This window comes from Pseudomonas sp. S3E17 (assembly GCF_024168685.1).
In the GTDB taxonomy this organism is placed as follows: domain Bacteria; phylum Pseudomonadota; class Gammaproteobacteria; order Pseudomonadales; family Pseudomonadaceae; genus Aquipseudomonas; species Aquipseudomonas marginalis.
In genome coordinates this window covers 3521899-3546757 of record NZ_JALJWE010000001.1, presented here as the reverse complement: position 1 = coordinate 3546757, position 24859 = coordinate 3521899, and the positions used below count along the sequence as shown (strand labels likewise).

General features: G+C 60.4%; 26 protein-coding genes. 22 read left to right on the top strand and 4 right to left on the bottom strand.

The window, feature by feature from the left end; genetic code table 11:
* The first annotated feature begins 2 nt into the window (after positions 1-2).
* From cysE to J3D60_RS15705, 20 genes are all read left to right on the top strand, one after another.
* Positions 3-785, top strand: coding sequence for a serine O-acetyltransferase (cysE, locus tag J3D60_RS15800; protein WP_065924871.1), 783 nt, complete (start codon positions 3-5; stop codon positions 783-785).
* Positions 786-1088: 303 nt separating this feature from the next.
* Positions 1089-1580, top strand: coding sequence for a Fe-S cluster assembly transcriptional regulator IscR (gene iscR / locus J3D60_RS15795; protein WP_003194020.1), 492 nt, complete (start codon positions 1089-1091; stop codon positions 1578-1580).
* A gap of 50 nt (positions 1581-1630) precedes the next feature.
* On the top strand, positions 1631-2845 hold the full coding sequence (locus tag J3D60_RS15790) for an IscS subfamily cysteine desulfurase (RefSeq protein ID WP_017530022.1): 1215 nt from the start codon (positions 1631-1633) through the stop codon (positions 2843-2845).
* Between the two features lie 99 nt (positions 2846-2944).
* The gene (iscU, locus tag J3D60_RS15785) at positions 2945-3331 is read left to right on the top strand and encodes a Fe-S cluster assembly scaffold IscU (RefSeq protein ID WP_003175965.1); all 387 of its coding nucleotides are present in this window, start codon (positions 2945-2947) and stop codon (positions 3329-3331) included.
* A gap of 28 nt (positions 3332-3359) precedes the next feature.
* Positions 3360-3683, top strand: coding sequence for an iron-sulfur cluster assembly protein IscA (gene iscA / locus J3D60_RS15780; RefSeq protein ID WP_003175963.1), 324 nt, complete (start codon positions 3360-3362; stop codon positions 3681-3683).
* 8 nt (positions 3684-3691) lie between these two features.
* Positions 3692-4213 carry a co-chaperone HscB gene (gene hscB / locus J3D60_RS15775; RefSeq protein ID WP_027605413.1) on the top strand — a complete coding sequence of 174 codons (522 nt, stop codon included), beginning with the start codon at positions 3692-3694 and terminating at the stop codon, positions 4211-4213.
* A gap of 53 nt (positions 4214-4266) precedes the next feature.
* A complete protein-coding gene (hscA, locus tag J3D60_RS15770; RefSeq protein WP_253491950.1) occupies positions 4267-6129 on the top strand; it encodes a Fe-S protein assembly chaperone HscA in 1863 nt (620 codons plus the stop codon).
* Positions 6130-6132: 3 nt separating this feature from the next.
* Positions 6133-6474 (top strand): ISC system 2Fe-2S type ferredoxin, encoded by a 342-nt coding sequence (gene fdx / locus J3D60_RS15765; protein WP_027605415.1) that lies wholly within the window; start codon positions 6133-6135, stop codon positions 6472-6474.
* Between the two features lie 14 nt (positions 6475-6488).
* Positions 6489-6689, top strand: a complete 201-nt coding sequence (iscX, locus tag J3D60_RS15760) for a Fe-S cluster assembly protein IscX (protein WP_017846180.1) — start codon at positions 6489-6491, stop codon at positions 6687-6689.
* A gap of 91 nt (positions 6690-6780) precedes the next feature.
* Entirely contained in the window at positions 6781-7206 is a 426-nt protein-coding gene (gene ndk, locus J3D60_RS15755; protein WP_017846179.1) for a nucleoside-diphosphate kinase, read from the top strand.
* A 29-nt stretch (positions 7207-7235) separates the two neighbouring features.
* Positions 7236-8384 carry a 23S rRNA (adenine(2503)-C(2))-methyltransferase RlmN gene (gene rlmN / locus J3D60_RS15750; RefSeq protein ID WP_027605416.1) on the top strand — a complete coding sequence of 383 codons (1149 nt, stop codon included), beginning with the start codon at positions 7236-7238 and terminating at the stop codon, positions 8382-8384.
* Between the two features lie 12 nt (positions 8385-8396).
* Complete coding sequence (gene pilW, locus J3D60_RS15745; protein WP_253491949.1) at positions 8397-9155, top strand: type IV pilus biogenesis/stability protein PilW; 759 nt, start codon at positions 8397-8399, stop codon at positions 9153-9155.
* A complete protein-coding gene (locus J3D60_RS15740; protein WP_065939249.1) occupies positions 9155-10156 on the top strand; it encodes a RodZ family helix-turn-helix domain-containing protein in 1002 nt (333 codons plus the stop codon). The genes pilW and J3D60_RS15740 overlap by 1 nt, the downstream gene beginning before the upstream one ends.
* A 2-nt stretch (positions 10157-10158) precedes the next feature.
* Entirely contained in the window at positions 10159-11268 is a 1110-nt protein-coding gene (ispG, locus tag J3D60_RS15735; protein ID WP_003175952.1) for a flavodoxin-dependent (E)-4-hydroxy-3-methylbut-2-enyl-diphosphate synthase, read from the top strand.
* Between the two features lie 23 nt (positions 11269-11291).
* A complete protein-coding gene (hisS, locus tag J3D60_RS15730; protein ID WP_092489908.1) occupies positions 11292-12581 on the top strand; it encodes a histidine--tRNA ligase in 1290 nt (429 codons plus the stop codon).
* A 41-nt stretch (positions 12582-12622) separates the two neighbouring features.
* Positions 12623-13264, top strand: coding sequence for a YfgM family protein (locus J3D60_RS15725; RefSeq protein ID WP_027605420.1), 642 nt, complete (start codon positions 12623-12625; stop codon positions 13262-13264).
* Complete coding sequence (gene bamB / locus J3D60_RS15720; protein WP_253491948.1) at positions 13257-14408, top strand: outer membrane protein assembly factor BamB; 1152 nt, start codon at positions 13257-13259, stop codon at positions 14406-14408. Before J3D60_RS15725 ends, bamB begins: the two co-directional genes overlap by 8 nt.
* Positions 14409-14547: 139 nt before the next feature.
* Positions 14548-16017, top strand: a complete 1470-nt coding sequence (gene der, locus J3D60_RS15715) for a ribosome biogenesis GTPase Der (RefSeq protein WP_005791167.1) — start codon at positions 14548-14550, stop codon at positions 16015-16017.
* Positions 16018-16152: 135 nt separating this feature from the next.
* Positions 16153-17301, top strand: a complete 1149-nt coding sequence (locus J3D60_RS15710) for a pyridoxal phosphate-dependent aminotransferase (RefSeq protein WP_253491947.1) — start codon at positions 16153-16155, stop codon at positions 17299-17301.
* The gene (locus tag J3D60_RS15705) at positions 17289-18080 is read left to right on the top strand and encodes an amidohydrolase (protein WP_065939245.1); all 792 of its coding nucleotides are present in this window, start codon (positions 17289-17291) and stop codon (positions 18078-18080) included. The genes J3D60_RS15710 and J3D60_RS15705 overlap by 13 nt, the downstream gene beginning before the upstream one ends.
* A gap of 90 nt (positions 18081-18170) precedes the next feature.
* On the opposite strand, the gene leuA is transcribed toward J3D60_RS15705, so the two are convergent.
* The 4 genes from leuA to J3D60_RS15685 form a co-directional block, all read right to left on the bottom strand.
* Positions 18171-19850 (bottom strand): 2-isopropylmalate synthase, encoded by a 1680-nt coding sequence (leuA, locus tag J3D60_RS15700; protein WP_027605424.1) that lies wholly within the window; start codon positions 19848-19850, stop codon positions 18171-18173.
* A gap of 324 nt (positions 19851-20174) precedes the next feature.
* Positions 20175-20996 (bottom strand): M23 family metallopeptidase, encoded by an 822-nt coding sequence (locus J3D60_RS15695; protein WP_065939243.1) that lies wholly within the window; start codon positions 20994-20996, stop codon positions 20175-20177.
* Positions 20997-20999: 3 nt separating this feature from the next.
* Positions 21000-22379, bottom strand: coding sequence for an exodeoxyribonuclease VII large subunit (xseA, locus tag J3D60_RS15690; RefSeq protein ID WP_053135528.1), 1380 nt, complete (start codon positions 22377-22379; stop codon positions 21000-21002).
* Positions 22380-22389: 10 nt separating this feature from the next.
* Positions 22390-23280 (bottom strand): LysR family transcriptional regulator, encoded by an 891-nt coding sequence (locus J3D60_RS15685; protein ID WP_253491946.1) that lies wholly within the window; start codon positions 23278-23280, stop codon positions 22390-22392.
* 99 nt (positions 23281-23379) lie between these two features.
* Between J3D60_RS15685 and J3D60_RS15680 the strand changes: the two genes are divergently transcribed.
* Together J3D60_RS15680 and J3D60_RS15675 are read left to right on the top strand one after the other, a co-directional pair.
* Complete coding sequence (locus tag J3D60_RS15680; RefSeq protein ID WP_253491945.1) at positions 23380-24147, top strand: sulfite exporter TauE/SafE family protein; 768 nt, start codon at positions 23380-23382, stop codon at positions 24145-24147.
* 91 nt (positions 24148-24238) lie between these two features.
* The gene (locus J3D60_RS15675; RefSeq protein ID WP_065924854.1) at positions 24239-24787 is read left to right on the top strand and encodes a sugar ABC transporter ATPase; all 549 of its coding nucleotides are present in this window, start codon (positions 24239-24241) and stop codon (positions 24785-24787) included.
* Positions 24788-24859 lie beyond the last annotated feature (72 nt).

The window sequence follows — 24859 nt, the reverse complement described above, 5'->3', positions numbered from 1 at the left end:
AAATGTTCGAGCGTTTGCGAGAAGATATCCAGAGTGTTTTTCACCGTGATCCGGCGGCGCGCAACGCCTTTGAAGTGCTGACCTGCTACCCGGGCATGCACGCGATCTGGATTCATCGGCTGTCCGGTGCCTTGTGGAATATGGGCTGGAAATGGCTGGCGCGGCTGGTGTCGAACTTCGGCCGCTGGTTGACCGGGATCGAGATTCACCCAGGTGCCAAGGTGGGACGTCGCTTCTTTATCGATCACGGTATGGGCATCGTCATTGGCGAGACTGCCGAGATTGGTGACGACGTGACCCTCTACCAGGGCGTGACATTGGGCGGCACCAGTTGGAACAAGGGTAAGCGCCACCCGACGCTGGAGGATGGCGTGGTGGTAGGTGCGGGTGCCAAGGTGCTTGGTCCGTTCACCGTAGGCGCTGGCGCCAAAGTCGGCTCCAACGCCGTGGTGACCAAGGCGGTGCCGGCCGGCGCCACTGTAGTGGGGATTCCGGGGCGGATCATCGTCAAGCCGGAAGTGGGCGATGAGCAGGAAGCCAAGCGTAAGGCCATGGCCGAGAAAATCGGTTTCGATGCCTACGGTGTCAGCGAAGACATGCCCGACCCGGTGGCGCGCGCCATCGGCCAGCTGCTTGATCACCTGCAAGCGGTGGACGGCAAGCTGGACGGTATGTGCGGCGCGCTGAAAGAGTTGGGCAGCAGCTACTGTGCCAAAGACCTGCCTGAGCTGCGCGAAGAGGACTTTGCCGAGATCAAGAGTGAGCCCGCCACCAAGGCTGGCTGAGATCTTACATTTGCTGCTAGGCCCATGATGGAGGGGGCTTGCCCCCGATGGCCATCTGTCAGTCATCCAATATATTGACTGATCAACCGCTATCGGGGGCAAGCTCCCTCCCACATTTGATCTCCATTGGTCTTGATATCAAGCCATCACCCCCGCTGCTGCTGTTCGTCCTCGCCCCATCCTGCTATGATTCGCGCGCCCTTTTTACGGGTAATCCTGACTAAAGTACTAGGTCTTATAGTTGACTTAAATACTCGGGAATCGCATACTTGCTCCCATTCTGAAACACCTTGGTACTTGTCCATGAGACTGACTACAAAAGGCCGATACGCGGTGACCGCCATGCTTGACTTGGCCTTGCACGCGCAAACTGGGCCGGTGTCCCTGGCCGATATCTCCGAGCGCCAAGGCATTTCCCTGTCCTACCTAGAGCAGTTGTTCGCCAAGTTGCGCCGTAGCAATCTGGTCTCCAGTGTGCGTGGGCCGGGCGGCGGCTATCAGCTGTCCCGCGACATGCAGGGCATCCAGGTGGCCCAGGTGATCGATGCGGTCAACGAATCCGTCGACGCCACCAAGTGCCAGGGCCTGGGTGACTGCCACGCCGGCGACACCTGCCTGACGCACCACTTGTGGTGTGACTTGAGCCTGCAGATCCATGAGTTTTTGAGTGGTATCAGCTTGGCTGATCTTGTGACTCGCCGTGAGGTGCAAGAAGTAGCCCAGCGTCAGGACCAGCGCCGTTGCAACACCAAGGCGCCGCGTCTGGACAAGATCGAAGCGTCCGCCGTCGAGTGACAGCCGAAGAGCTAACGGCACGCCAGCCAGCCTGATTTAGGAGAAAGTCCATGAAATTGCCGATTTACCTTGATTACTCAGCGACCACCCCGGTTGATCCGCGTGTCGCGCAAAAGATGAGCGAGTGCCTGCTGGTCGACGGAAACTTCGGCAACCCGGCCTCCCGTTCCCACGTTTTCGGCTGGAAAGCCGAGGAAGCGGTCGAGAACGCTCGTCGCCAGGTTGCTGACCTGGTTGGCGCCGATCCGCGTGAAATCGTCTGGACCTCCGGTGCCACCGAGTCCGACAACCTGGCTATCAAGGGCGCGGCGCATTTCTACGCGACCAAAGGCAAGCACCTGATCACCACCAAGATTGAGCACAAGGCTGTCCTCGACACCATGCGCCAACTGGAGCGTGAAGGTTTCGAGGTCACTTACCTCGAGCCAACCACCGACGGTATCGTCACCCCGGCGATGATCGAAGCCGCGCTGCGTGAAGACACCATCCTGGTTTCCGTGATCCACGTTAACAACGAAATCGGCACCATCAACGACATCGCGGCCATCGGCGAGCTGACTCGTTCCAAAGGCATCCTGCTGCACGTCGACGCCGCTCAGTCCACCGGCAAGGTCGACATCGACCTGTCCAAGCTGAAAGTCGACCTGATGTCGTTCTCGGCCCACAAGACCTATGGCCCCAAAGGCATCGGCGCCCTGTACGTCAGCCGCAAGCCACGCGTGCGCATCGAAGCCACCATGCACGGCGGCGGTCACGAGCGCGGCATGCGTTCGGGCACCCTGGCGACCCACCAGATCGTCGGCATGGGCGAAGCCTTCCGCGTCGCCAAGGAAGACATGGCAGCCGAAAACGTACGTATCAAGGCCCTGAGCGATCGCTTCTACAAGCAGGTCGAGAACCTTGAAGAGCTGTACATCAACGGCAGCATGACTGCCCGTGTACCGCACAACCTGAATTTGAGCTTCAACTATGTCGAAGGCGAGTCGCTGATCATGGCGCTCAAGGACCTGGCGGTTTCGTCCGGTTCGGCCTGCACCTCGGCTTCGCTTGAGCCTTCGTACGTATTGCGCGCCCTGGGTCGCAACGACGAACTGGCACACAGCTCGATCCGCTTTACGTTCGGCCGCTTCACCACCGAAGAGCAAGTCGACTACGCCGCGCAGAAGGTCTGCGAAGCCGTCAACAAGCTGCGTGTCCTGTCGCCGCTGTGGGACATGTACAAAGACGGTGTCGATATTTCCAAGATCGAGTGGGCGGCACACTAACTATAGAAGCCGCCACCCCAGCTCTGTAGGAACGTGGCGGAAAACGCAGGCGTTTCTACAGGGTTCCAGAGCGGCCCTGATGAGTGAGGATTCAGTACCATGGCTTACAGCGAAAAGGTCATCGACCACTACGAAAACCCGCGCAACGTCGGCAAGATGAACGCGGAAGATCCTGATGTCGGCACCGGCATGGTCGGCGCTCCGGCGTGCGGCGATGTGATGCGCCTGCAGATCAAGGTCAACGACGCCGGCGTTATCGAAGACGCCAAGTTCAAGACTTACGGTTGCGGTTCGGCCATCGCCTCCAGCTCCCTGGCGACCGAATGGATGAAAGGCAAGACCCTGGATGAGGCTGTGACTATCAGCAATACCCAGCTGGCCGAAGAACTGGCCCTGCCGCCAGTGAAAATCCACTGCTCCGTGCTCGCTGAAGACGCCATCAAGGCGGCCGTTCGCGACTACAAGCAGAAGAAAGGCTTGATCTAAGCATTTGGCGACGAGTAAGGAGTCAACGATGGCTATCAGCATGACAGAAGCGGCTGCACAGCACATTCGCCGCTCCCTGAATGGGCGCGGTAAAGGTGAGGGGATTCGTCTGGGTGTTCGCACCACAGGCTGCTCCGGCCTTGCCTACGTGCTGGAGTTTGTCGACGAGGTGGTTGCGGAAGATCAGGTGTTCGAAAGTCACGGCGAGAAAGTGATCATCGACCCTAAAAGCCTGACCTACCTGGACGGCACCGAACTCGATTTCGTCAAGGAAGGGTTGAACGAAGGCTTCAAGTTCAACAACCCCAACGTACGCGGTGAATGTGGCTGCGGCGAAAGCTTCAACATCTGAGGCTATTCGTGGGTACTCCTTGTCATTTCGCTTTATTCGAGCTGCAGCCGAGTTTTCGGCTGGACCTCGAGCAGCTTGCCACGCGCTACCGAGAATTGGCGCGTGGGGTGCATCCGGACCGTTTTGCTGACGCCTCCGAGCGTGAGCAACGCCTGGCGCTGGAGCAGTCGGCCAGCCTCAACGAAGCCTATCAGACGCTCAAGAGCCCTCCTAAACGCGCGCGTTACTTGCTCGCGATGAACGGTGGCGAGTTGCCGCTGGAAGTGACCGTGCACGACCCGGACTTCCTGATGCAGCAGATGCAATGGCGTGAAGAACTCGAAGACCTGCAGGACGAAGCCGATGTGGCGGGTGTCGCGGTCTTCAAGCGTCGTCTGAAAGTTGCCCAGGATGAGCTCAACGAAAGCTTCGCAGCCTGTTGGGACGATGCAGCGCAACGTGAACAGGCCGAGCGCCTGATGCGGCGCATGCAGTTCCTCGACAAGCTCACCTACGAAGTGCGCCAGCTGGAAGAGCGCCTCGACGATTAACCCAGTGTGCTGCCCGTGATGCGCGCCTGATAGACAGATAAGACCTGATTACCATGGCTCTACTGCAAATCGCCGAACCCGGCCAAAGCCCTCAACCGCACCAGCGTCGCCTGGCGGTGGGGATTGACCTGGGTACCACCAATTCCCTGGTTGCTGCCTTGCGCAGCGGCCTGTCCGAGCCGCTGCCCGATGCCGATGGCCAGGTGATCCTGCCGTCCGCCGTGCGTTATCACGCTGATCGCACCGAAGTCGGTGAATCAGCCAGGTTGGCGGCGTCTACCGACCCCTTGAACACCGTGCTGTCGGTCAAGCGCTTGATGGGTCGTGGTCTGTCCGACGTCAAGCAATTGGGCGACCAACTGCCGTACCGCTTTGTCGGTGGCGAATCCCATATGCCGTTCATCGACACCGTCCAGGGCCCGAAAAGCCCGGTGGAAGTGTCGGCGGATATCCTCAAGGTGCTGCGCCAGCGCGCGGAAAACACGCTGGGTGGCGAACTGGTCGGCGCGGTGATCACCGTCCCGGCGTATTTCGATGATGCGCAGCGCCAGGCCACCAAGGACGCGGCGAAACTCGCCGGCCTGAACGTGTTGCGCCTGCTCAACGAGCCGACTGCTGCGGCCGTGGCCTATGGCCTGGACCAGCATGCCGAAGGCTTGGTCGCTATTTACGACTTGGGTGGTGGCACTTTTGATATTTCGATCCTGCGCCTGACTGGCGGTGTATTCGAGGTACTGGCTACCGGTGGCGATACAGCCCTGGGTGGCGATGACTTCGACCACGCCATCGCGGGTTGGATCATCAGCAGCGCCGGCTTGTCCGCTGACCTGGATCCGGGTGAGCAGCGTAACTTGCTGCAAACGGCCTGTGCTGCTAAAGAGGCGCTGACTGACGCTGCTTCTGTTGATGTTTCCTACGGCAGTTGGTGCGCCAAGCTGACTCGCGAAGCCTTCGATTCGCTGATCGAACCGATGATCGCCCGCAGCCTGAAAGCCTGCCGTCGAGCCGTGCGTGACTCCGGTATCGAGCTGGAAGACGTCGGTGCCGTGGTCATGGTCGGCGGTTCAACCCGTGTGCCGCGGGTTCGCGAAGCCGTGGCCGAAGCCTTTGGTCGCCAGCCGCTGACAGAAATCGACCCGGACCAGGTGGTCGCCATCGGCGCCGCCATCCAGGCCGATACCCTGGCCGGCAATAAGCGTGATGGCGGCGAATTGCTGCTGCTCGACGTCATCCCGCTGTCCCTGGGACTGGAAACCATGGGTGGCCTGATGGAGAAGGTGATTCCGCGCAACACCACCATCCCCGTCGCGCGCGCCCAGGACTTCACCACCTACAAAGATGGCCAGACGGCCATGATGATTCATGTGCTGCAAGGTGAGCGCGAGCTGATCAGCGACTGCCGCTCCCTGGCCCGCTTTGAATTGCGCGGCATCCCGGCCATGGTCGCGGGTGCGGCGAAGATTCGCGTGACCTTCCAGGTCGACGCCGACGGCCTGCTCAGCGTCGCCGCGCGCGAACTGGCGTCCGGCGTTGAAGCCAGCATCCAGGTCAAGCCGTCCTACGGCCTGACTGACGGTGAAATCGCCAAGATGCTCAAGGATTCGTTCCAATACGCCGGCGACGACAAGGTCGCGCGCGTACTGCGCGAGCAACAAGTGGATGCCCAGCGCCTGCTCGAAGCGGTGCAGGGCGCCCTGGATGCCGACGGCGAGCGCCTGCTGGATGCCGAAGAGCGCATGGTCATCGACCTGCAGATGCAGGAACTGGCCGAACTGATGAAAGGCAACGATGGTTACGCCATCGAGCAACAGACCAAGCGCTTGTCGCAGGTCACTGACGCCTTTGCCGCCCGCCGCATGGATCAGACGGTGAAAGCCGCACTGGCCGGGCGCAACCTGAATGAAATCGAGGAATAATTAATGCCGCAGGTCATTTTTCTGCCACACGCCGAGCATTGCCCGGACGGTATGGTTGTTGAGGCTGAGACCGGCAAGTCCATCCTCGAAGTTGCCCATGACAACCATATCGAGATCGAAAGTGCCTGTGGTGGTGTGTGTGCCTGCACCACTTGCCACTGCATCATTCGCGAAGGCTTCAATAGCCTGGAAGAGGCCGATGAGCTGGAAGAGGATTTTCTTGACCGCGCCTGGGGCCTGGAAGCCACTTCTCGCCTAAGCTGTCAGGCCAGGGTCGGGACTGAAGACATTACCGTCGAAATTCCGAAATATTCGCTCAACCATGCGGCCGAAGCGCCGCACTGATTCAAGGAAGTGTCATGAGTCTTAAATGGGTTGATGTGCAAGAGATCGCTATCCTGTTGGCCGACGGCAACCCGGATATGGATCCCTACTCCCTGAATTTTGTTGCTTTGCGTGACATGGTCATGGCCTTGCCAGGCTTTGATGATGAGCGCGATCGCGGTGGCGAAAAGGTTCTGGAAGCTATCCAGACTGCCTGGAAAGAAGAACAGGACTGACGCCTCCCTTACGCAGTTAGGCAATACCCAAGAACCCGCGTATAATTCGCGGGTTTAATTTTTCGTAAATTACCGTTTCTGGAGTTACACCATGGCTGTTCAACGTACTTTCTCCATCATCAAGCCTGACGCTGTTGCAAAAAACGTCATCGGCGAGATCACCACTCGTTTCGAAAAAGCCGGCCTGAAGGTTGTAGCTTCGAAACTCAAGCAACTGTCCAAGGCTGAAGCTGAAGGCTTCTACGCTGAGCACAGCGCTCGTGGCTTCTTCGGCGACCTGGTTGCCTTCATGATCTCCGGTCCTGTTGTTGTTCAGGTTCTGGAAGGCGAAAACGCCATCGCTCTGAACCGTGAGCTGATGGGCGCTACCAACCCTAAAGAAGCTGCTGCCGGCACCATCCGTGCTGACTTCGCTGACTCCATCGACGCCAACGCTGTACACGGTTCGGACTCCGAAGCCGCTGCTGCTCGCGAAATCTCGTACTTCTTCGCAGCTACCGAAGTAACCACTCGCTAAGCATCGGCTTAAAGAGTGAGGGTGAATCCATGACGACATCGACTGTAAAAACCAACCTGCTGGGTCTGACTCAACAGGAAATGGAAAAATTCTTCGACTCAATCGGGGAGAAGCGTTTCCGTGCCGGTCAGGTAATGAAATGGATTCACCACTTTGGCGTCGACGATTTCGACGCCATGACGAACGTCAGCAAGGCCCTGCGCGACAAGCTCAAGGCTATTGCTGAAGTACGTGGCCCCGAAGTGGTCAGCGAGGACATCTCCAGCGACGGCACCCGTAAGTGGGTGGTGCGCGTAGCGTCCGGCAGCTGCGTCGAGACCGTGTACATTCCCCAGGGCAAGCGCGGTACCTTGTGCGTTTCGTCCCAGGCAGGCTGTGCCCTGGACTGCAGTTTCTGCTCCACCGGCAAGCAAGGCTTCAATAGCAACCTCACTGCCGCCGAAGTGATCGGCCAGGTGTGGATTGCCAACAAATCCTTTGGCAGCGTCCCGGCGACCGTCGACCGTGCCATCACCAACGTGGTGATGATGGGCATGGGTGAGCCGCTGCTGAACTTCGACAACGTCATCGCAGCCATGCACCTGATGATGGACGACCTGGGCTACGGCATCTCCAAGCGCCGTGTGACCCTGTCGACCTCCGGCGTGGTCCCGATGATCGATGAGCTGGCCAAGCACATCGACGTCTCCCTGGCGTTGTCGCTGCACGCACCCAATGACGCATTGCGTAACCAATTGGTGCCGATCAACAAGAAGTATCCGCTTAAGATGCTGCTCGAATCCTGCCAGCGTTATATGGCGACCTTGGGCGAGAAACGTGTGCTGACCATTGAGTACACCATGCTCAAGGATGTTAACGACAAGGTCGAACACGCGGTCGAGATGATTGAACTGCTCAAGAACACCCCGTGCAAGATCAACCTGATTCCGTTTAACCCGTTTCCACATTCTGGTTACGAGCGGCCAAGCAACAACGCCATTCGCCGTTTCCAGGATCAACTGCACCAGGCCGGCTACAACGTCACCGTGCGCACCACCCGTGGTGAAGACATCGACGCCGCCTGTGGTCAGTTGGTCGGGCAGGTGATGGACCGTACCCGCCGCAGCGAGCGCTATATCGCCGTGCGTGAATTGAACGCCGCCGACGATCTGCCGCAAATTGCTGTGAATCGAATCTGAGAGAGGATCTCTATGCCCTTGCGCCTTGCGCTGCTTTTGCTGGTTACCGGCCTCGCCGCCGGTTGTGTTTCATCGGGCCATGACAGCCCTTTGCAAACCGGCAAGGGCCGTGACGAGGCGCGGGTTGCCTATGTGCAACTGGGGTTGGGTTACCTGCGACAAGGCATGAGCGAGCAGGCCAAGGTGCCGTTGAAAAAAGCCCTTGAACTGGACAGCGGCGATGCCGACGCCAACGCTGCGCTGGCCCTGGTGTTCCACGCCCAGGCCGAGCCTGAACTGGCTGACCGGTACTTCAACAAAGCCCTGGCCGCACGGCCTGCCGATCCGAAACTGCTGAACAATTACGGCAGTTTCCTGTTCAAGCAAAAGCGTTATGAACAGGCCGCCCTTTATTTCCAGCAAGCCAGTACCGATACCCTCTATCCTGAGCGCGCACGGGTGTTCGAGAACCTTGGGGTAACCTCGATGCGCCTCGGCCAGCGCGACAGCGCACGCCAGCAGCTGGAAAAAGCCCTGCACTTGAACGGCCATCAGCCACGAGCGCTGCTCGAAATGGCTGAGTTGTCCTACGAAGACAGGCATTATGTGCCGGCACGTGACTATTACGAGCGTTTTAGCCTGCTCAGCGGGCAAAATGCACGTAGTCTATTGCTCGGCGTGCGCCTGGCGACGGTTCATGAAGAACACGACACGGCCGCACGTTTTGGCCAGCAACTCGAACGACTCTATCCCGGTACGCCGGAATATCAGCAATACCTGTCGGAGCAATGATGAAAGCGGCGCACCCGGAAGTTGTAGCAGCTAATCGCGTAAACCCAGGCGACACCTTGCGTCAGGCCCGCGAAAGCAATGGTTGGTCGCTGGCGGAAGTGGCCCTCAAGCTCAATTTGACCACCACCTCCCTGGGCAACCTTGAAGCCGGCGCATTCGACAAGCTGCCTGGGCATACCTTCGCCCGTGGTTATATCCGCGCCTACGCCAAGTTGCTGGGCATCGACCAGGCCGTGTTGGTCCAGGAATTCGACCAGTTCACCGGCACCGACTCCCAGGGCAGCAATGTGCATGGCCTGGGGCGCATCGAAGAGCCGGTGCGGGTTTCCCACACAATCCTGCGTATTGTCAGCCTGTTGTTGCTGATCGCCGTGATCGGCGGCGGTTTCGTCTGGTGGCAAGACCAGACGTCCCAGCGCAGTAAGGACCTGACCAGCAACGCCATGGAGCACGTCGAAGTCGAAAGCGCCGACGGCACCACCCAGATTCATCCGCTGGATGAGCCGGAAGACCAGGCCGTAGCCCAAGGCCAGGCTGCCCCCGAAACCCCGGCCGCCGCTGAGCCGTCCGAGCCGGAAAGCGCCTCGACCGCCGCCGTACCGGCCCCAGTGACACCGGCAGCGCCAGCTCACACACCCGCGGCTCCGGTTGCCCAGGCTCATACGCCGGCTGCTCCGGCCCCGGCGCCAGCGACTACGGCGCCAACCGCTCCGGCAGCCCCGGCGATTTCACCACCCACCACCCCTGCGTTGATCGCCGGTGACGGGCGTGTACAAATTACCTTCGTCGCTGACTGCTGGACGCAAGTCACCGATGGCAACGGCAAAGTGCTGGCCAGTGGTCTCAAGCGTAAGGGCGATACGCTCGACCTGGGCGGCAAGCCTCCTTTGACGCTGCGTCTGGGCTTCGCCCGTGGCGCGCAAGTGGCCTACAACGGCCAGCCTGTAGACGTAGCGCCGTTCACCACTGGCGAGACCGCTCGCCTGAAGTTGGGACAATAGTCATGCACGGCGAATCTCCAATCAAACGTCGCGTATCGCGCAAGATCTGGGTTGGCTCGGTGCCGGTGGGTGGCGACGCCCCCATCGCGGTACAGAGCATGACCAACAGCGACACCAATGACGTTGCCGCTACCGTTGCCCAGATCAATCGCCTGGAAGCGGCTGGGGTAGACATCGTTCGGGTATCCGTCCCGGACATGGACGCTGCCGAGGCTTTCGGTCGCATCAAGCAGCTGGTCAAGGTGCCGTTGGTGGCCGACATTCACTTCGACTACAAGATTGCCCTGCGCGTGGCCGAGCTGGGTGTCGATTGCCTGCGCATCAACCCGGGCAACATCGGTCGTGAAGACCGTGTGCGCGCCGTGGTGGACGCTGCCCGTGATCGCGGGATCCCGATCCGCATCGGCGTCAACGCCGGTTCCCTGGAAAAAGACCTGCAAAAGAAGTACGGCGAGCCGACCCCGGCAGCGCTGGTCGAGTCTGCACTGCGTCATGTTGAACACCTCGAACGCCTGAACTTCCAGGACTTCAAGGTCAGCGTAAAGGCCTCCGACGTGTTCATGGCGGTGGAAGCCTACCGCCTGCTGGCCAAGGAAATCGTGCAGCCGCTGCACCTGGGGATCACCGAAGCCGGCGGTTTGCGCTCAGGCACAGTGAAATCTGCGGTGGGTCTCGGTATGCTGCTCGCCGAAGGGATTGGCGATACTATCCGCATCTCGTTGGCGGCAGACCCGGTAGAGGAAGTGAAAGTCGGCTACGACATTCTCAAATCCCTGCGTTTGCGTTCACGCGGTATCAACTTCATTGCCTGCCCGAGTTGCTCGCGGCAGAACTTCGACGTGGTGAAAACCATGAACGACCTTGAGTTGCGCCTCGAAGACCTGCTGGTGCCGCTGGATGTTGCAGTGATCGGTTGTGTGGTCAACGGCCCGGGTGAAGCCAAGGAAGCCCATGTGGGCTTGACTGGCGGTACACCGAACCTGATTTACATCGACGGTAAGCCGTCGCAGAAGTTAACGAATGACAATCTGGTGGATGAGCTGGAAAAGCTGATCCGCGAGAAAGCGGCCGAAAAGGTCGCGGCTGACGCAGCGCTGATCGCTCGCGGCTGATTGAACGAATTTAAGGATTTGATGTGAGCAAGTCTCTGCAAGCCATTCGTGGCATGAACGACATCCTGCCGGAGCAAACGCCGTTGTGGCGCTACTTCGAAGGTACTGTCGCGCGCCTGCTGGATAACTACGGTTACAAGCAGATCCGCATGCCGATCGTCGAGTTCACCGAGCTGTTCAAGCGCTCCATCGGTGAAGTGACCGACATCGTCGAAAAAGAGATGTACACCTTTGAAGACCGTAACGGCGACTCCCTGACCTTGCGTCCGGAAGGTACCGCCGCGTGCGTGCGCGCCGTGCTTGAGCATGGCCTCACCGGTGCTGGCCAGCCACAGAAACTGTGGTACATCGGCCCGATGTTCCGTCACGAACGTCCACAAAAAGGCCGTTATCGCCAGTTTCATCAGATCGGCCTGGAAGTGTTCAACATCGACGGCCCGGACATCGACGCGGAGCTGATCGTGCTGACGTGGCGCCTATGGGGCCTGCTGGGCATCCGCGACGCGGTCAAGCTTGAGCTCAACAGCCTGGGCACCAGTGAATCCCGCGGCCGCTATAAAGTGGCCCTGGTCGAGTATCTGTCCGCCCATCTGGACAAGTTGGATGAAGACAGCCAGCGTCGTCTGAAGACCAACCCGTTGCGCGTCCTCGACACCAAGAACGCCGACACCCAGGCCGTACTGGTCAATGCGCCGAAAATGGCCGATTACCTGGACGACGAATCCCGCATTCACTTCGAAGGCCTCAAGGCTCGTCTGGACGCGGCCGGCATTCCGTTTGTGATCAATACCAAGCTGGTGCGTGGCCTCGATTACTACAGCAAGACCGTGTTCGAGTGGGTCACCGACAAGCTCGGCGCCCAGGGCACCGTGTGTGCGGGTGGCCGTTACGACGGGCTGGTCGAGCAGATGGGCGGCAAGCCGACCACCGGCGTGGGCTTCGCCATGGGGATCGAGCGGCTGATCCTGCTGCTGGAAACCCTGGAGAAGGTTCCGGAAGAAATCTCCCGTCAGGTGGACGTGTACCTGTGCGCCTTTGGCGAGGCCGCCGAACTGGCTGCCCTGGCCCTGAGCGAAAAAGTACGTGACCAGTTGCCCAACCTGCGCCTTCAGGTCAATGCCGGCGCAGGCAGCTTCAAGAGCCAGTTCAAGAAGGCCGACAAGAGCGGTGCGCTGTACGCACTGATCCTTGGCGATGACGAGCTGGCCCAGCAAGTGATAGGTTTCAAACCCCTGCGTGGCCAGGGCGAGCAACAGAACATTGCCTTTGATGCGCTCGCTGCGCACTTGGCCACCTGCGTCGTGCAGGGTTGAAGCTGTCGAACAGCCGAATTTAGCGATTAAGGAGTATTGGGGTGTCGAGTACTGATGATGAGCAGTTGGCCGAGTTCAAGGACTGGTGGCAGCGTAACGGCAAGCCCCTGGTTACTGGCGGTCTGCTGGCTTTAGTGGTGGTGTTCGGCTGGCAAGCCTGGACAAAGTATCAGGCCAACCAGTCCCAGGGCGCCTCGATCGTTTATCAGCAATTGCTGGAAACCACCCTGACGCCGGACGGCAAGCCCGACCCCGCGCAGGTTGCAGACCTGGCAGGCAAGCTGAAGAACGAATTCGGCGGCAGCACCTACGCCCAATACGGCAGCCTGTTCGTCGCGAAAGTCGCGGTCGATACCGGCAAGCTGGATGACGCCGCCGCAGAACTCAAGGCCATCGCCGACAAGCCGACCAACCCGACCCTGGGTGAAATCGCGCGTCAGCGCCTGGCCCAGGTATTGGCGGCACAGAACAAGGCTGACGAAGCACTCAAACTGCTCGACGGCGATGCGGACAAGGCATTTGTAGCCACTCGCGAAGAGCTCAAGGGCGACCTGTTGGTCCAATTGGGTCGTACCGACGAAGCCAATGCTGCGTACAAGAAAGCCAAGGCGGCGCTGTCTGATGAAGCGGCGGTCGGTGGCTTACAAATCAAGCTGGACGACTTGGCCAAAGGGGATGCATGACGTGATCCGTTGGAAACATGCAGCATTGCTGGCTCTGGCCGTTCTGGCCGCGGGTTGCAGCAGCAACAGTAAAAAAGAACTGCCTCCGGCCGAGCTGACCAGCTTCAAGGAAGAAGTCGTCCTGCAAAAGCAATGGAGCCGCTCCATCGGTGATGGCCAGGGCGAGACCTACAACATGTTGGTGCCGGCAATCGACGGTGACAACATTGTGGCCGCTGACGTAACCGGCGTGGTGATCTCCATGGATCGCATGAACGGCGACGTGAAGTGGAAGAAAGACCTCGAATTGCCTGTATCCGGCGCCGTAGGCGTGGGTTACGGCATGGTCATGCTCGGCACGCTCAAGGGCGAAGTCGTGGCGCTGGACTCCAGCACCGGTGAAGAGAAATGGCGCGCTCGCGTGACCAGTGAAGTCCTCGCACCGCCTGCCACCAACGGCGATATCGTCGTGGTGCAAACCCAGGATGACCGTGTGATCGGCCTGGACGCCGGCACCGGCGAACAGCGTTGGTTGTACGACAGCACCCCGGCGGTGCTGACCTTGCGCGGTACCAGTGGTCCGGTTGTGACCAACAATCTGGCCGTTGCAGGCCTGTCGACCGGTAAAGTAGTCGCCCTGGACACCAGGAACGGCGTGCCGGCCTGGGAAACCCGTGTGGCCATCCCCCAAGGTCGTTCCGAGCTGGATCGCGTAGTGGACATCGACGGTGGCTTGCTGCTGTCGGGTGAAACCCTCTACGTCGCCACTTACCAGGGCCGCGTTGCCGCGCTGGACCTGCAGAGCGGCCGTGTCAACTGGCAGCGTGATGCTTCCAGTTATGCGGGTGTCGCCCAAGGGTTTGGCAGCGTCTACGTAAGCCTGGCGTCCGGCACCGTTGAAAGTGTCGACGAGCGTTCCACCACTGCACTGTGGAGCAATGACTCCCTGGCCCGTCGTCAACTGTCGGCCCCGGAAGTGTTCTCCAGCTATGTAGCGGTCGGCGACTTCGAAGGCTACCTGCACCTGCTGAGCCAGGTGGATGGTCGTTTTGTAGGTCGTGAGCGTATCGACAGCGACGGCCTGCGTGCCCGTCCGCTGGTGGTGGGCAACATGCTTTATGTGTATGGCAACAGCGGCAAGCTGGAAGCCCTGACCATCAAGTAAAGGTTTGACTATGCTTGGGGTAAAACCCAGGCGGCCCCGCTTCGGCGGGGCATGCGGCATTTGAATATGCTGCCCCGAGCACCAGCCGCTGCCTTGCAGCGGCTTTTGTATTTTCTGAAATAACGAAGTGGAGAGCCGCATGGTTCCCGTAATCGCCCTGGTGGGCCGACCTAACGTCGGCAAGTCCACCTTGTTCAACCGCCTGACCAGGACTCGTGACGCCATCGTCGGCGACTTGTCCGGTCTGACCCGTGATCGCCAATACGGTGAGGCAAAGTGGCAAGGGCGCTCCTACATTATTGTCGACACCGGTGGTATCTCCGGTGATGAGCATGGCATGGACGAAAAGATGGCCGAGCAGTCCCTGCTGGCCATTGAAGAAGCCGATGTCGTGTTGTTCCTGGTGGACGCCCGCGCGGGCTACACGGCTGCCGACCAGATGATTGGCGAGCACCTGCGCAAGCGCAACAAGCGTTCCTATCTGGTCGCCAACAAGATCGACAACATCGATCCTGAGGCGGCCCGTGCCGAATTCAGCCCGATGGGTCTTGGCGACGCGATCCCGGTCGCCGGTGCCCACGGTCGCGGCATCACCCAGATGCTGGAAATCGCCCTGCGCGACTTCCCCAAGGATGACGTCGAGGAAGAAGAAGGCGAAGAAGAGATCGTTGCCGAAGGCGAGGAAGCCAAGCGCATTCCCGGCCCAAGCGAAAAAGACGGTATCAAGATTGCAATCATCGGCCGCCCGAACGTGGGCAAGTCGACCCTCGTCAACCGCATGCTCGGTGAAGACCGGGTAATCGTCTACGACCAGCCCGGCACCACCCGCGACAGTATCTACATCCCGTTCGAGCGTAACGACGAGAAGTACACGCTGATCGACACCGCCGGTGTGCGCAAGCGCGGCAAGATCCACGAGGAAGTTGAAAAGTTCTCCGTGGTGAAAACCCTGCAGGCGATCAAAGACGCCAACGTGGTGATCTTCGTGATGGACGCCCGCGAAGGCGTGGTGGACCACGACCTCAACCTGCTGGGCTTTGCCCTCGAAGCCGGTCGGGCGCTGGTTATCGCGATCAACAAGTGGGACGGCATGACGCCGAGCGAGCGCGATTTCGTCAAGATCGAGCTGCAGCGCCGCCTGTTCTTCGTCGAGTTCGCCGATATCCACTTTATCTCGGCCCTGCACGGCACGGGTGTGGGCAACCTCTACGCTTCCGTACAGAACTCGTTCAAGTCTGCGGTCACCCGTTGGCCGACCAACCGCCTGACCCAGATCCTCGAAGACGCCGTTGGCGAGCACGCACCGCCGATGGTCAACAACCGCCGGATCAAACTGCGTTACGCCCACTTGGGTGGTGCCAACCCGCCGATTATCGTGATCCACGGTAACCAGATCGAGAAGGTACCCAAGTCCTACGTGCGTTATCTGGAAAACACCTACCGCCGTGTCCTGAAACTGGTGGGTACGCCGATCCGTATCGAGTTCAAGGGGGGCGAGAACCCATACGAAGGCAACAAGAACACACTGACTGACCGCCAGGTGAACAAGAAGCGTCGTTTGATGACTCACCACAAGAAGGCCGACAAGAAGCGTCGCGACAAGAAATAGCAGCCGCTTCACGTTGTAAGTTACAGGCTGCAAGAGAGGGCTCCTTTGGAGCCCTTTTTTGTGCCTGGCGGTTTGTCGCTTGACCTGCTTGCAGCTTGCAGCTTAAAACTTGCAGCTCACCCGAAGGGGGCTCCCATGATCACCAGCAAGCTGCCAAATGTCGGCACGACCATTTTCACCACCATGTCGCAACTCGCTGCCGAAACCGGCGCGCTCAACCTGTCCCAGGGGTTTCCCGACTTCAATGGGCCTCAGGCTTTGCTCGATGCCGTGGGCAAACATGTTGCCAGCGGGCACAACCAATATTCACCGATGACCGGCCTGCCGGCCTTGCGCCAGCAAGTGGCGACCAAGATCGCCCGCAGCTATGGCGCCACGGTGAATGCCGACAGCGAAGTGACCATCACCCCTGGCGCCACCGCCGCGATCTTCTGCGCGATCCAGGCGGTGATTCGCACTGGCGATGAGGTCATTGTGTTCGACCCCTGCTACGACAGCTATGAGCCCTCGGTCGAACTGGCCGGTGGCCGCTGCGTGCATGTGCAACTGAGCCTGCAAGGCTTTGCATTGGACTTCGAGAAGATCAAGGCCGCGCTGTCGCCACGTACGCGCATGATCATCCTCAATACCCCGCACAACCCAACCGGCGCGCTGATCAACCGCGCCGAGCTGGACCAGTTGGCTGAACTGATCCGCGACCGCGATATCTACCTGGTCAGCGACGAGGTCTACGAACACCTGGTATTCGACGGTGTGCCCCACGTCAGCGTGCTGGCCCATGAAGAGCTGTACCCGCGGGCGTTCGTGGTCAGCTCCTTCGGCAAGACTTACCACGTCACCGGCTGGAAAACCGGCTACGTGGTCGCGCCACCGGCCCTGACGGCCGAACTGCGCAAGGTGCATCAATACGTCAATTTCTGTGGCGTGACCCCGTTGCAGTTCGCGTTGGCCGATTTCATGGCTGAACACCCGGAGCACGTCGATGAACTGCCGGGGTTCTACCAGGCCAAGCGCGACCTGTTCTGCGACCTGCTGGCACCGTCGCGTTTCAGCTTTACCCGGGTGGCCGGCACCTACTTCCAGTTGGTCGATTACTCACAAATACGCCCGGACCTGGATGACGTCGCCATGTCCCTGTGGATGACCCGCGAGCATGGCGTGGCGACCATCCCGGTCTCGGTGTTCTACCAGAGCCCACCGCAAGGCCAGCGCCTGGTGCGCCTGTGTTTTGCCAAACGCGAGGAGACGCTGCGACAAGCGGCTGAAAAACTATGCGTGATCTGACGGCATTGCCTGACTTGAATATCGCCTTGGTCCAGACCATCCTGGCCTGGCACGACCGCCAGGCCAACCTCGAGCATTTCGAGGGGCTGCTGGAGCAGGCCCGCGGCGCCGACCTGATCGTACTGCCGGAAATGTTCACCACCGGTTTCTCCATGGCGTCGCAAACCCTCGCCGAGCCGGAAAACGGCCCGACCCATCAGTGGCTCCAGGCCCAGGCTGCGAAGTACAACGCCGTGATCACCGGCAGCGTGATCATCCAGGCCGCTGATGGCAGCCACCGCAACCGCCTGTTGTGGGCGCGGCCGGATGGTGAGGTGTTGCACTACGACAAGCGTCATCTGTTTCGTATGGCCGGTGAACACAATCACTACACCCCCGGCGAGCGCCAGGTGCAGTTCGAGTTGAAAGGCTGGCGTGTTCGGCCGCTGATTTGCTACGACCTGCGCTTCCCGGTGTGGAGTCGGGATGCCCACGACACTGACTTGCTGCTCTACACCGCCAATTGGCCGGGGGCGCGGCGCCAGCATTGGAACCGCTTGTTGCCGGCGCGGGCTATCGAGAACCTGTGCTACGTAGCGGCGGTGAATCGAGTGGGCACCGACGGCAAGGGCTTTGCCTACACCGGCGATAGCCAGGTGCTGGATTTCCAGGGCGAGAGCCTGCTGAGTGCGGGGGAGGCCGACGGTGTGTTCCAGGTGTGCCTGGGCGCGGCTGAACTGGCGGCGTATCGCACCAGGTTTCCGGCGAACCTGGATGCCGATAGCTTTCAGTTTGTCTGACAGGCCGTTATCGGGGGCAACCCAAATCTGAAACTCAATAAAAAAGGCCCCTGGGTGCTCACCCAGGGGCCTTCTGTATGACGGCGAAGGTTACGCCGCTTTCGCTTCCTGCTGGCTCAACGAGCGGTTCAGCGCACTGAACAGTGCCTTGAAGCTCGCCGTGGTGATGTTTTCATCAATACCCACGCCATGCACCGGGCGTTCACCGTTCACACGCAGTTCGATATAGGCCGCGGCCTTGGCGTTGGTGCCTGCGCCGATGGCATGTTCGTTGTAGTCCATGATCTCCACCCCAATTGGCAGGCCGGCCACCAGCGCTTCCAGTGCGCCGTTGCCTTTGCCTTTCCAGTGCAGGTTGGTTTCGCCCTGGCCCTTGCCCGAGACTTCCACTTCGACAAAGCTGTTGCCGTTCTCTTCCTGCAGGCGATGGCTGACCAGCGCATACGGGGTGTTGGCTTGCAGGTATTCACGCTGCAGCAAGGCGTAGATCTGCGGTGCGGTCATCTCCAGGCCCACGCGGTCGGTTTCGGCCTGGACCACCTGGCTGAATTCGATCTGCATGCGGCGTGGCAAGCTGATGTCGTATTCCTGCTCCAGCAGGTAGGCGATGCCGCCTTTGCCCGACTGGCTGTTCACCCGAATCACCGCCTCGTAGCTGCGACCGATATCGGCCGGGTCGATCGGCAAGTACGGCACTTCCCACAGCGCATCCTCTTTCTGCTGGGAGAAGCCTTTGCGGATCGCGTCCTGGTGAGAACCGGAGAAGGCGGTATGCACCAGATCGCCGACGTACGGATGACGGGGGTGAACCTGGATCTGGTTGCACTCCTCGACGACTTTGCGCACGCCGTCGATGTCGGAGAAGTCCAGTTGCGGGTCGAGGCCCTGGGTGTACATGTTCAACGCCACGGTGACGAGGTCGACGTTACCGGTACGCTCGCCGTTACCGAACAGGCAGCCCTCGACACGGTCCGCGCCGGCCATCAGGCCCAGCTCGGTGGCGGCTACGCCGGTGCCGCGGTCGTTGTGGGTGTGCAGGCTGATGATCACGCTGTCACGACGGTTGATATGGCGACCGAACCACTCGATCTGGTCGGCATAGATGTTCGGCGTGGCGCACTCGACGGTGGCCGGCAGGTTGAGGATCATCTTGTGCTCAGGCGTCGGGTTCCAGACCTCGATCACCGCATCACAGACTTCCTTGGCAAACTCCAGCTCGGTAGCGCTGAAGGTCTCCGGCGAGTATTCGAAGGTCCACTGGGTTTCCGGCTGCTGGGCGGCGTACTTGACGAACAGCTTGGCCGCGTTGACCGCGATGGCCTTGATGCCGTCCTTGTCCTGGTTGAACACGATGCGGCGGAACGACGGCGACGTGGCGTTGTACAGGTGCACGATGGCCTTTTTGGCGCCGCGCAGGGATTCGAAGGTGCGTGCGATCAAGTCTTCACGGCCCTGGGTCAGCACCTGGATGGTGGTGTCCTCGGGGATATGATTGTCTTCGATCAGTGTACGCACGAAGTCGAAGTCGGTTTGCGATGCGGCCGGGAACGAAGCCTCGATTTCCTTCACGCCGACCGCGACCAGGGTCTTCCAGAAGCGCAGCTTTTTCACCGCGTCCATCGGCTCGATCAGCGACTGGTTGCCATCACGCAGGTCGGAGCTGCACCAGATCGGCGCGGTGGTGATGGTTTTGGAAGGCCAGGTGCGATCCGGGATGTCGATGGTCGGAAACGCGCGGTACTTCGAAGACGGGTCTTTGAGCATGCTCATCGGGAAATCCTTTGTTGTAGGGGCCGAGAAAAGGCGGCCTGCCGTAGAACTGTTTTTAGGGATAAAACGTAAAGACGAGGCAGATCGATTCAGCCTGGCAGTCGTGCGCTGACAAGGCACAGGCTGCGGTGCTGGCGGAGCTGAATGAGGGTGTGAGAGGTTTTCATAAGCTCAACCCTAACCGCCGGGGTGAAAGATGGCAAGCAGTCGCTAAAAATTGAGAGAAGTTCTTTTATCTGCGTAAGAAACGGGATTTTATGGTTGGGAATTGCGCCTGGGCTAGATTAAATTGCGCGACCGTTATCGGGCGCGCAATCGCTTCATTCACGGTTGGAACGCCCCGATGAAAATCGCCGGGTCGACCCGTGCATCGTTCAGGCTCACATTCCAGTGCATATGCGGTCCGGTGGCGCGGCCGGTTGCGCCGACCTTGCCCACCACCGTACCGCGCACCAGTTGATCGCCGACTTTTACATCGATCTTCGACATGTGGCAGAACATGCTGATAAAGCCCTGGCCGTGGTCGACAAACACGGTATTGCCGTTGAAGAAGTAGTTACCGACCAGAATCACCTTGCCGTTCGCCGGAGTCTTGATCGGCGTGCCTGCGGGTACGGCGAAATCCAGGCCCGAATGCGGGTTGCGTTCTTCACCGTTGAAGAAGCGACGCACGCCGAACTTGCTCGACAGCGGCCCGTTCACCGGCTTATCCAGCACCAGATTGCTTGGCAGGTTGGGGCTGAAGCTGCGATACGCCTTGATCTGTACCGCCAGTTCCGCCTCGATGCGCTTGAGTTGCGCAGGGGCCGGGTTGACCTGGCTTTTGTTCTTCAAGGTGATGCGCTGTTCCGGGTACTTCTTGTAACCAACGATAAACGGCAGGCTGCGCCCGCCGCTGCTGATACGCTCGTTGCCCGGTTTGACCGTCAGTGGGATGCCGACAATCGCCAGCCAGTTGTCCTGCTCCTTCACCACCAGCACGGGTTTGCCCTGGTACGTGGCTTTCGGCGCGGCAGCCGAAGGGCCGAGTTCAACCACCGCAACGCCGCCGGGCACCGGCTTGTTCAAGGTACGGCTGATATAGCTGTCGGCATGAGCGTTAACGGCGAGGCATAGCAGCAACAACACACTAAAGAAACGTGGCATCAATCAATCCAATAACGAAAGGGTGACGGGGGTCAGGTGGTTATCTTCCACCCGCACCTGCAATTGGCCTTCACCGAGGCGCGCGGTGAGGCGCTGGCCGGTGTGGGTCTGTGCGGCGTTGCGGATGGCCTGGCCACGCTCGTCCAGCAGGATGCTGTAGCCACGGCCCAAGGTTGCCAGCGGGCTGACCACCTGCAACGTCTGCACCTGGCTTTGCAGTTGCAGGCGACGCGCCTTGAGGCCTTCGCGCATGGCGCGGGGCAGGCGTTCGGCAAGGCTGTCCAGGCGCTGGCGCAGCAGGGCCAACTGGCGCCCCGGATGCTGGCCGGCGAGGCGGGTTTCCAGGCGGATCAGGCGTTCGCGGCGGGTATTGAGGCTGCGCTCGAAGGCGCGGCGCAGGCGCATATCCAGATCATCCAGGCGCTGGGCCTGCTGGCGCAGACGTTCGCCGGGGTGCCGCAGGCGCCGGGCCATGCCTTCCAGACGCAGGCGGTCGTGGGTCAGGCGATTGCGCATCAGCATCACCAGGCGGCGGTGCAGGTTCTCCACCTGGCGCACCAGGTGGCTGGCGTCCGGCGCCAGCAGTTCAGCGGCGGCGGAGGGGGTGGGGGCGCGCACGTCCGCTACGAAGTCGCTGATCGACACATCGGTTTCATGGCCGACGGCACTGACGATTGGCGTCACGCAAGCATCCACCGCCCGCGCCACGGCTTCTTCGTTGAAGCACCAGAGGTCTTCCAGCGAACCGCCGCCACGCGCCAGGATCAACGCGTCAAAGCCGCGGGCGTCGGCGAGTTTCAACGCACGTACAATCTGGGGGATCGCTTCGCGGCCTTGCACGGCCGTCGGGATCAAGGTCAGTTCAACGTTCGGCGCTCGACGGCGGAACACGCTGATGATGTCGCGTATCACCGCACCGGTCGGCGAGCTGATAATGCCAATACGCCGAGGGTGCGCCGGCAGCGGCACCTTGCGTTCGGCACTGAACAGGCCCTCGGCGCTGAGTTTTTCCTTCAGGGCATCGAAGGCCAGGCGCAGCGCGCCATCCCCGGCCGGCTCCACGGTATCGAGGATCAACTGGTAGTCGCCACGGCCCTCGAACAGCGAGACCTTGCCGCGCACCTTCACCGCCAGGCCATCCTTCAACGCCTGGCGAACCCGCGCGGCGTTATTGCGGAACAGTGCGCAGCGCACCTGGGCGCCGCTGTCCTTGAGGGTGAAGTACACATGGCCGGAGGCCGGGCGGGCGAGGTTGGAGATCTCGCCTTCGACCCAGATATTGGTGAACACGTCTTCCAGCAACACCCGCGCGCGGCCGTTGAGCTGGCTGACAGTCAGGACTTCGCGGTCCAGGCCCAAGCGGGCAAAGGGATCTTTAATCATGGGCGGCAGTTTATAGGCATTCGCGCAGGGTTTGACAGAACTGCTCCACCAACGCGCTCGGTGACTGCTGGCAGGCCAGGGCGACGGTGCTCAGGCAGTCCGGGTCGGCCAGGGGCAAAAAGTGCACGTTGGCGGGGGCGATGTCCTGCATGGACTTTGGCAGCAAGGCTATACCGAAACCGGCCTGGATCAACTGTAACTGGGTGGTCTTGCGTGACATCACTCGCGCGGCCTTGGGGAAAAATCCCGCACGCATGCACAGTTCGGCCGACAGATAACTCAGGCCGCCGCGCTGGGGATGGGGGATCGAGATAAACGCTTGGTCTTTCAGTTGCTCCAGTTCGATGGGCGCCTGGCTGCGTGCCAGCGCATGATTCGCAGGCACGGCCAGCAGCAGGGGTTCGCTGTATAAAGGCATGACCCGCACACCTTCGCGCTGGCGCAGCACGGGTAAACGCAGCACCCCGACTTCCAGGCGACCGTCGGCGATTTCTTCCAGCTGCGCTTCGGAGGACAGTTTGCCGATATCCATCGACACCCCAGGGCAGCGCTCCAGCCAGGTGCCGATGCCTTGCAATAAAGGCCCGCTCATCGGCACGGTGCTCGAATGGCTGAGGCGCAGTGTGCCCAATTCGCCGTTGCCCACTTGGGTCGCCATCTGGCTGGCCTTGAGCAATTCGCTCAGCAGGTTGCGTGCCCGTGGATAGAAGGCTTCACCGGCGGCGGTCAGCCGCGGCTGGCGCGCGGTGCGTTCGAACAGCGGGGTTTGCAGTTGGTTTTCCAGCTCCTTGATCTGCCGGCTCAGGGCCGATTGCGCCACGAACAAACGTTCGGCGGCCGCACTGAAGCTGCCGCTGTCGGCGATTTCGACGAAGTAACGCAGTTGGCGGGTGGAGATCACACGTCATGCCTTTTCGAGATGGGTAGAGGGCTTTGAAGATATTAGTCGCATCCCTCACCGATGGCTAAAGTGATGGTCATCTTCAATAAGGAATTACCCATGAGCCCGGTTGAGCTGATGAGTCAGTGGTCATTTGGTGGTATGGATTGGCTGGCGATCGGCCTGGGCGTGGGGGTGGCCTATATCGTGTTCGGCATCGCCGGTTTTGGCACGGCGCTGGTGGCGGGGCCGATCCTGCTCGTGTTTATGCCGCTGTCGAAGATCATCCCGCTGTTGGTGCTGCTGGATTTCGTCGCGGCCTTCGGCGGCCTGCTGCAAACGCGGCGTGACGTGAACAAGGCTGAGTTGCTGCGCCTGCTGCCGTGCATGGCCATCGGTTGCACCCTGGGCGTGGTGTTTCTGCTCAACCTGCATTCGGACCTGTTGCTGCTGCTGATGGGGCTGTTTATCAGCGCCTATGCGATTTACAGTCTGGCGGTAAAAACCCGGCCAACGCAGCTGGCCGCTGGCTGGTCGATCCCCATGGGCACCGTAGGCGGGTTGTTCGGTGCGTTGTTCGGCAGTGGTGGCTTTTTATATGCAATCTACCTCAACAGCCGGTTGCCCAAGGACGCGGCGCGCGCCACCCAAAGCGCGCTGATCAGCTGCAGCACGGTGGTGCGCCTGAGCCTGTTCCTGATCGCCGGGGTGTATGCTGACTGGCCGCTACTGATGTTGGCGCTGTGCCTGCTGCCGGCGATGGCCCTGGGGCTGTGGTGTGGGCGCAGGCTGACCATGCGCATGTCCCGTGAGGCCTTCGTCCGGCTGGTGACGTGGTTGGTGCTGGCCAGTGGCATTGCGTTGATTGGGCGGTACTTGAGCACTTGACCTGATTTCTTCAGGGATTAAGCTGCCGTCCTCCCGAGCCTCATCGCGGGCTTGTCCGCGATGAGGCCAGAAGCCACGCCGCAGGTCTCCCATGAATTCCCAAAGCATCCTTGTCCCGAAAATCTCCACCTTGCCCGTCCACGAACCCCGCGCCCGGGCGATCGTGCGGTGGCTGGTGCGCAAGAACATCATCAAGGAAGAACTGACCACCTGTGGCCGCACCGGCAACCGCATGGCCTATGCCCTGGCCGACGGCGCCCGCGCCGTGGTGCTGCACCCCGAGGCGCTGCCGTTCAACGAGCCGGTCAATGGCCTGGAGATCATCTACAAGCGCTGCATCTATACCCCGGCCAAGGGCTTTCTCGAAGAAGCCGGCTGCCCGGAATGCCTCAAGGAAGTCGGCGAGGCGCTGTTCGAAAGCCTGGAAGACTGGATGCCCGGCCACACCGACAACTTCACCTGCCCGCTGTGTGGGCATGAAGATGACATCAACGGCTTCCTGTTCCTGCAGGCGTGCGGGTTTTCCAACCTGGGATTCATCTTCAACAACTGGGCGGAGGCGGGGTTCAAGCAGAGCTTTATCGACGAATTCGCCGATTGGCTGGACCAGAAGATCAGCTGGGTCAAAGTCGAGCTGTAGTCCTTCTATCACTATTCCCAAATATGTCAGAGTTTTACATTGAGACCTGGGGGGTGTCTGAGTATAATGGCG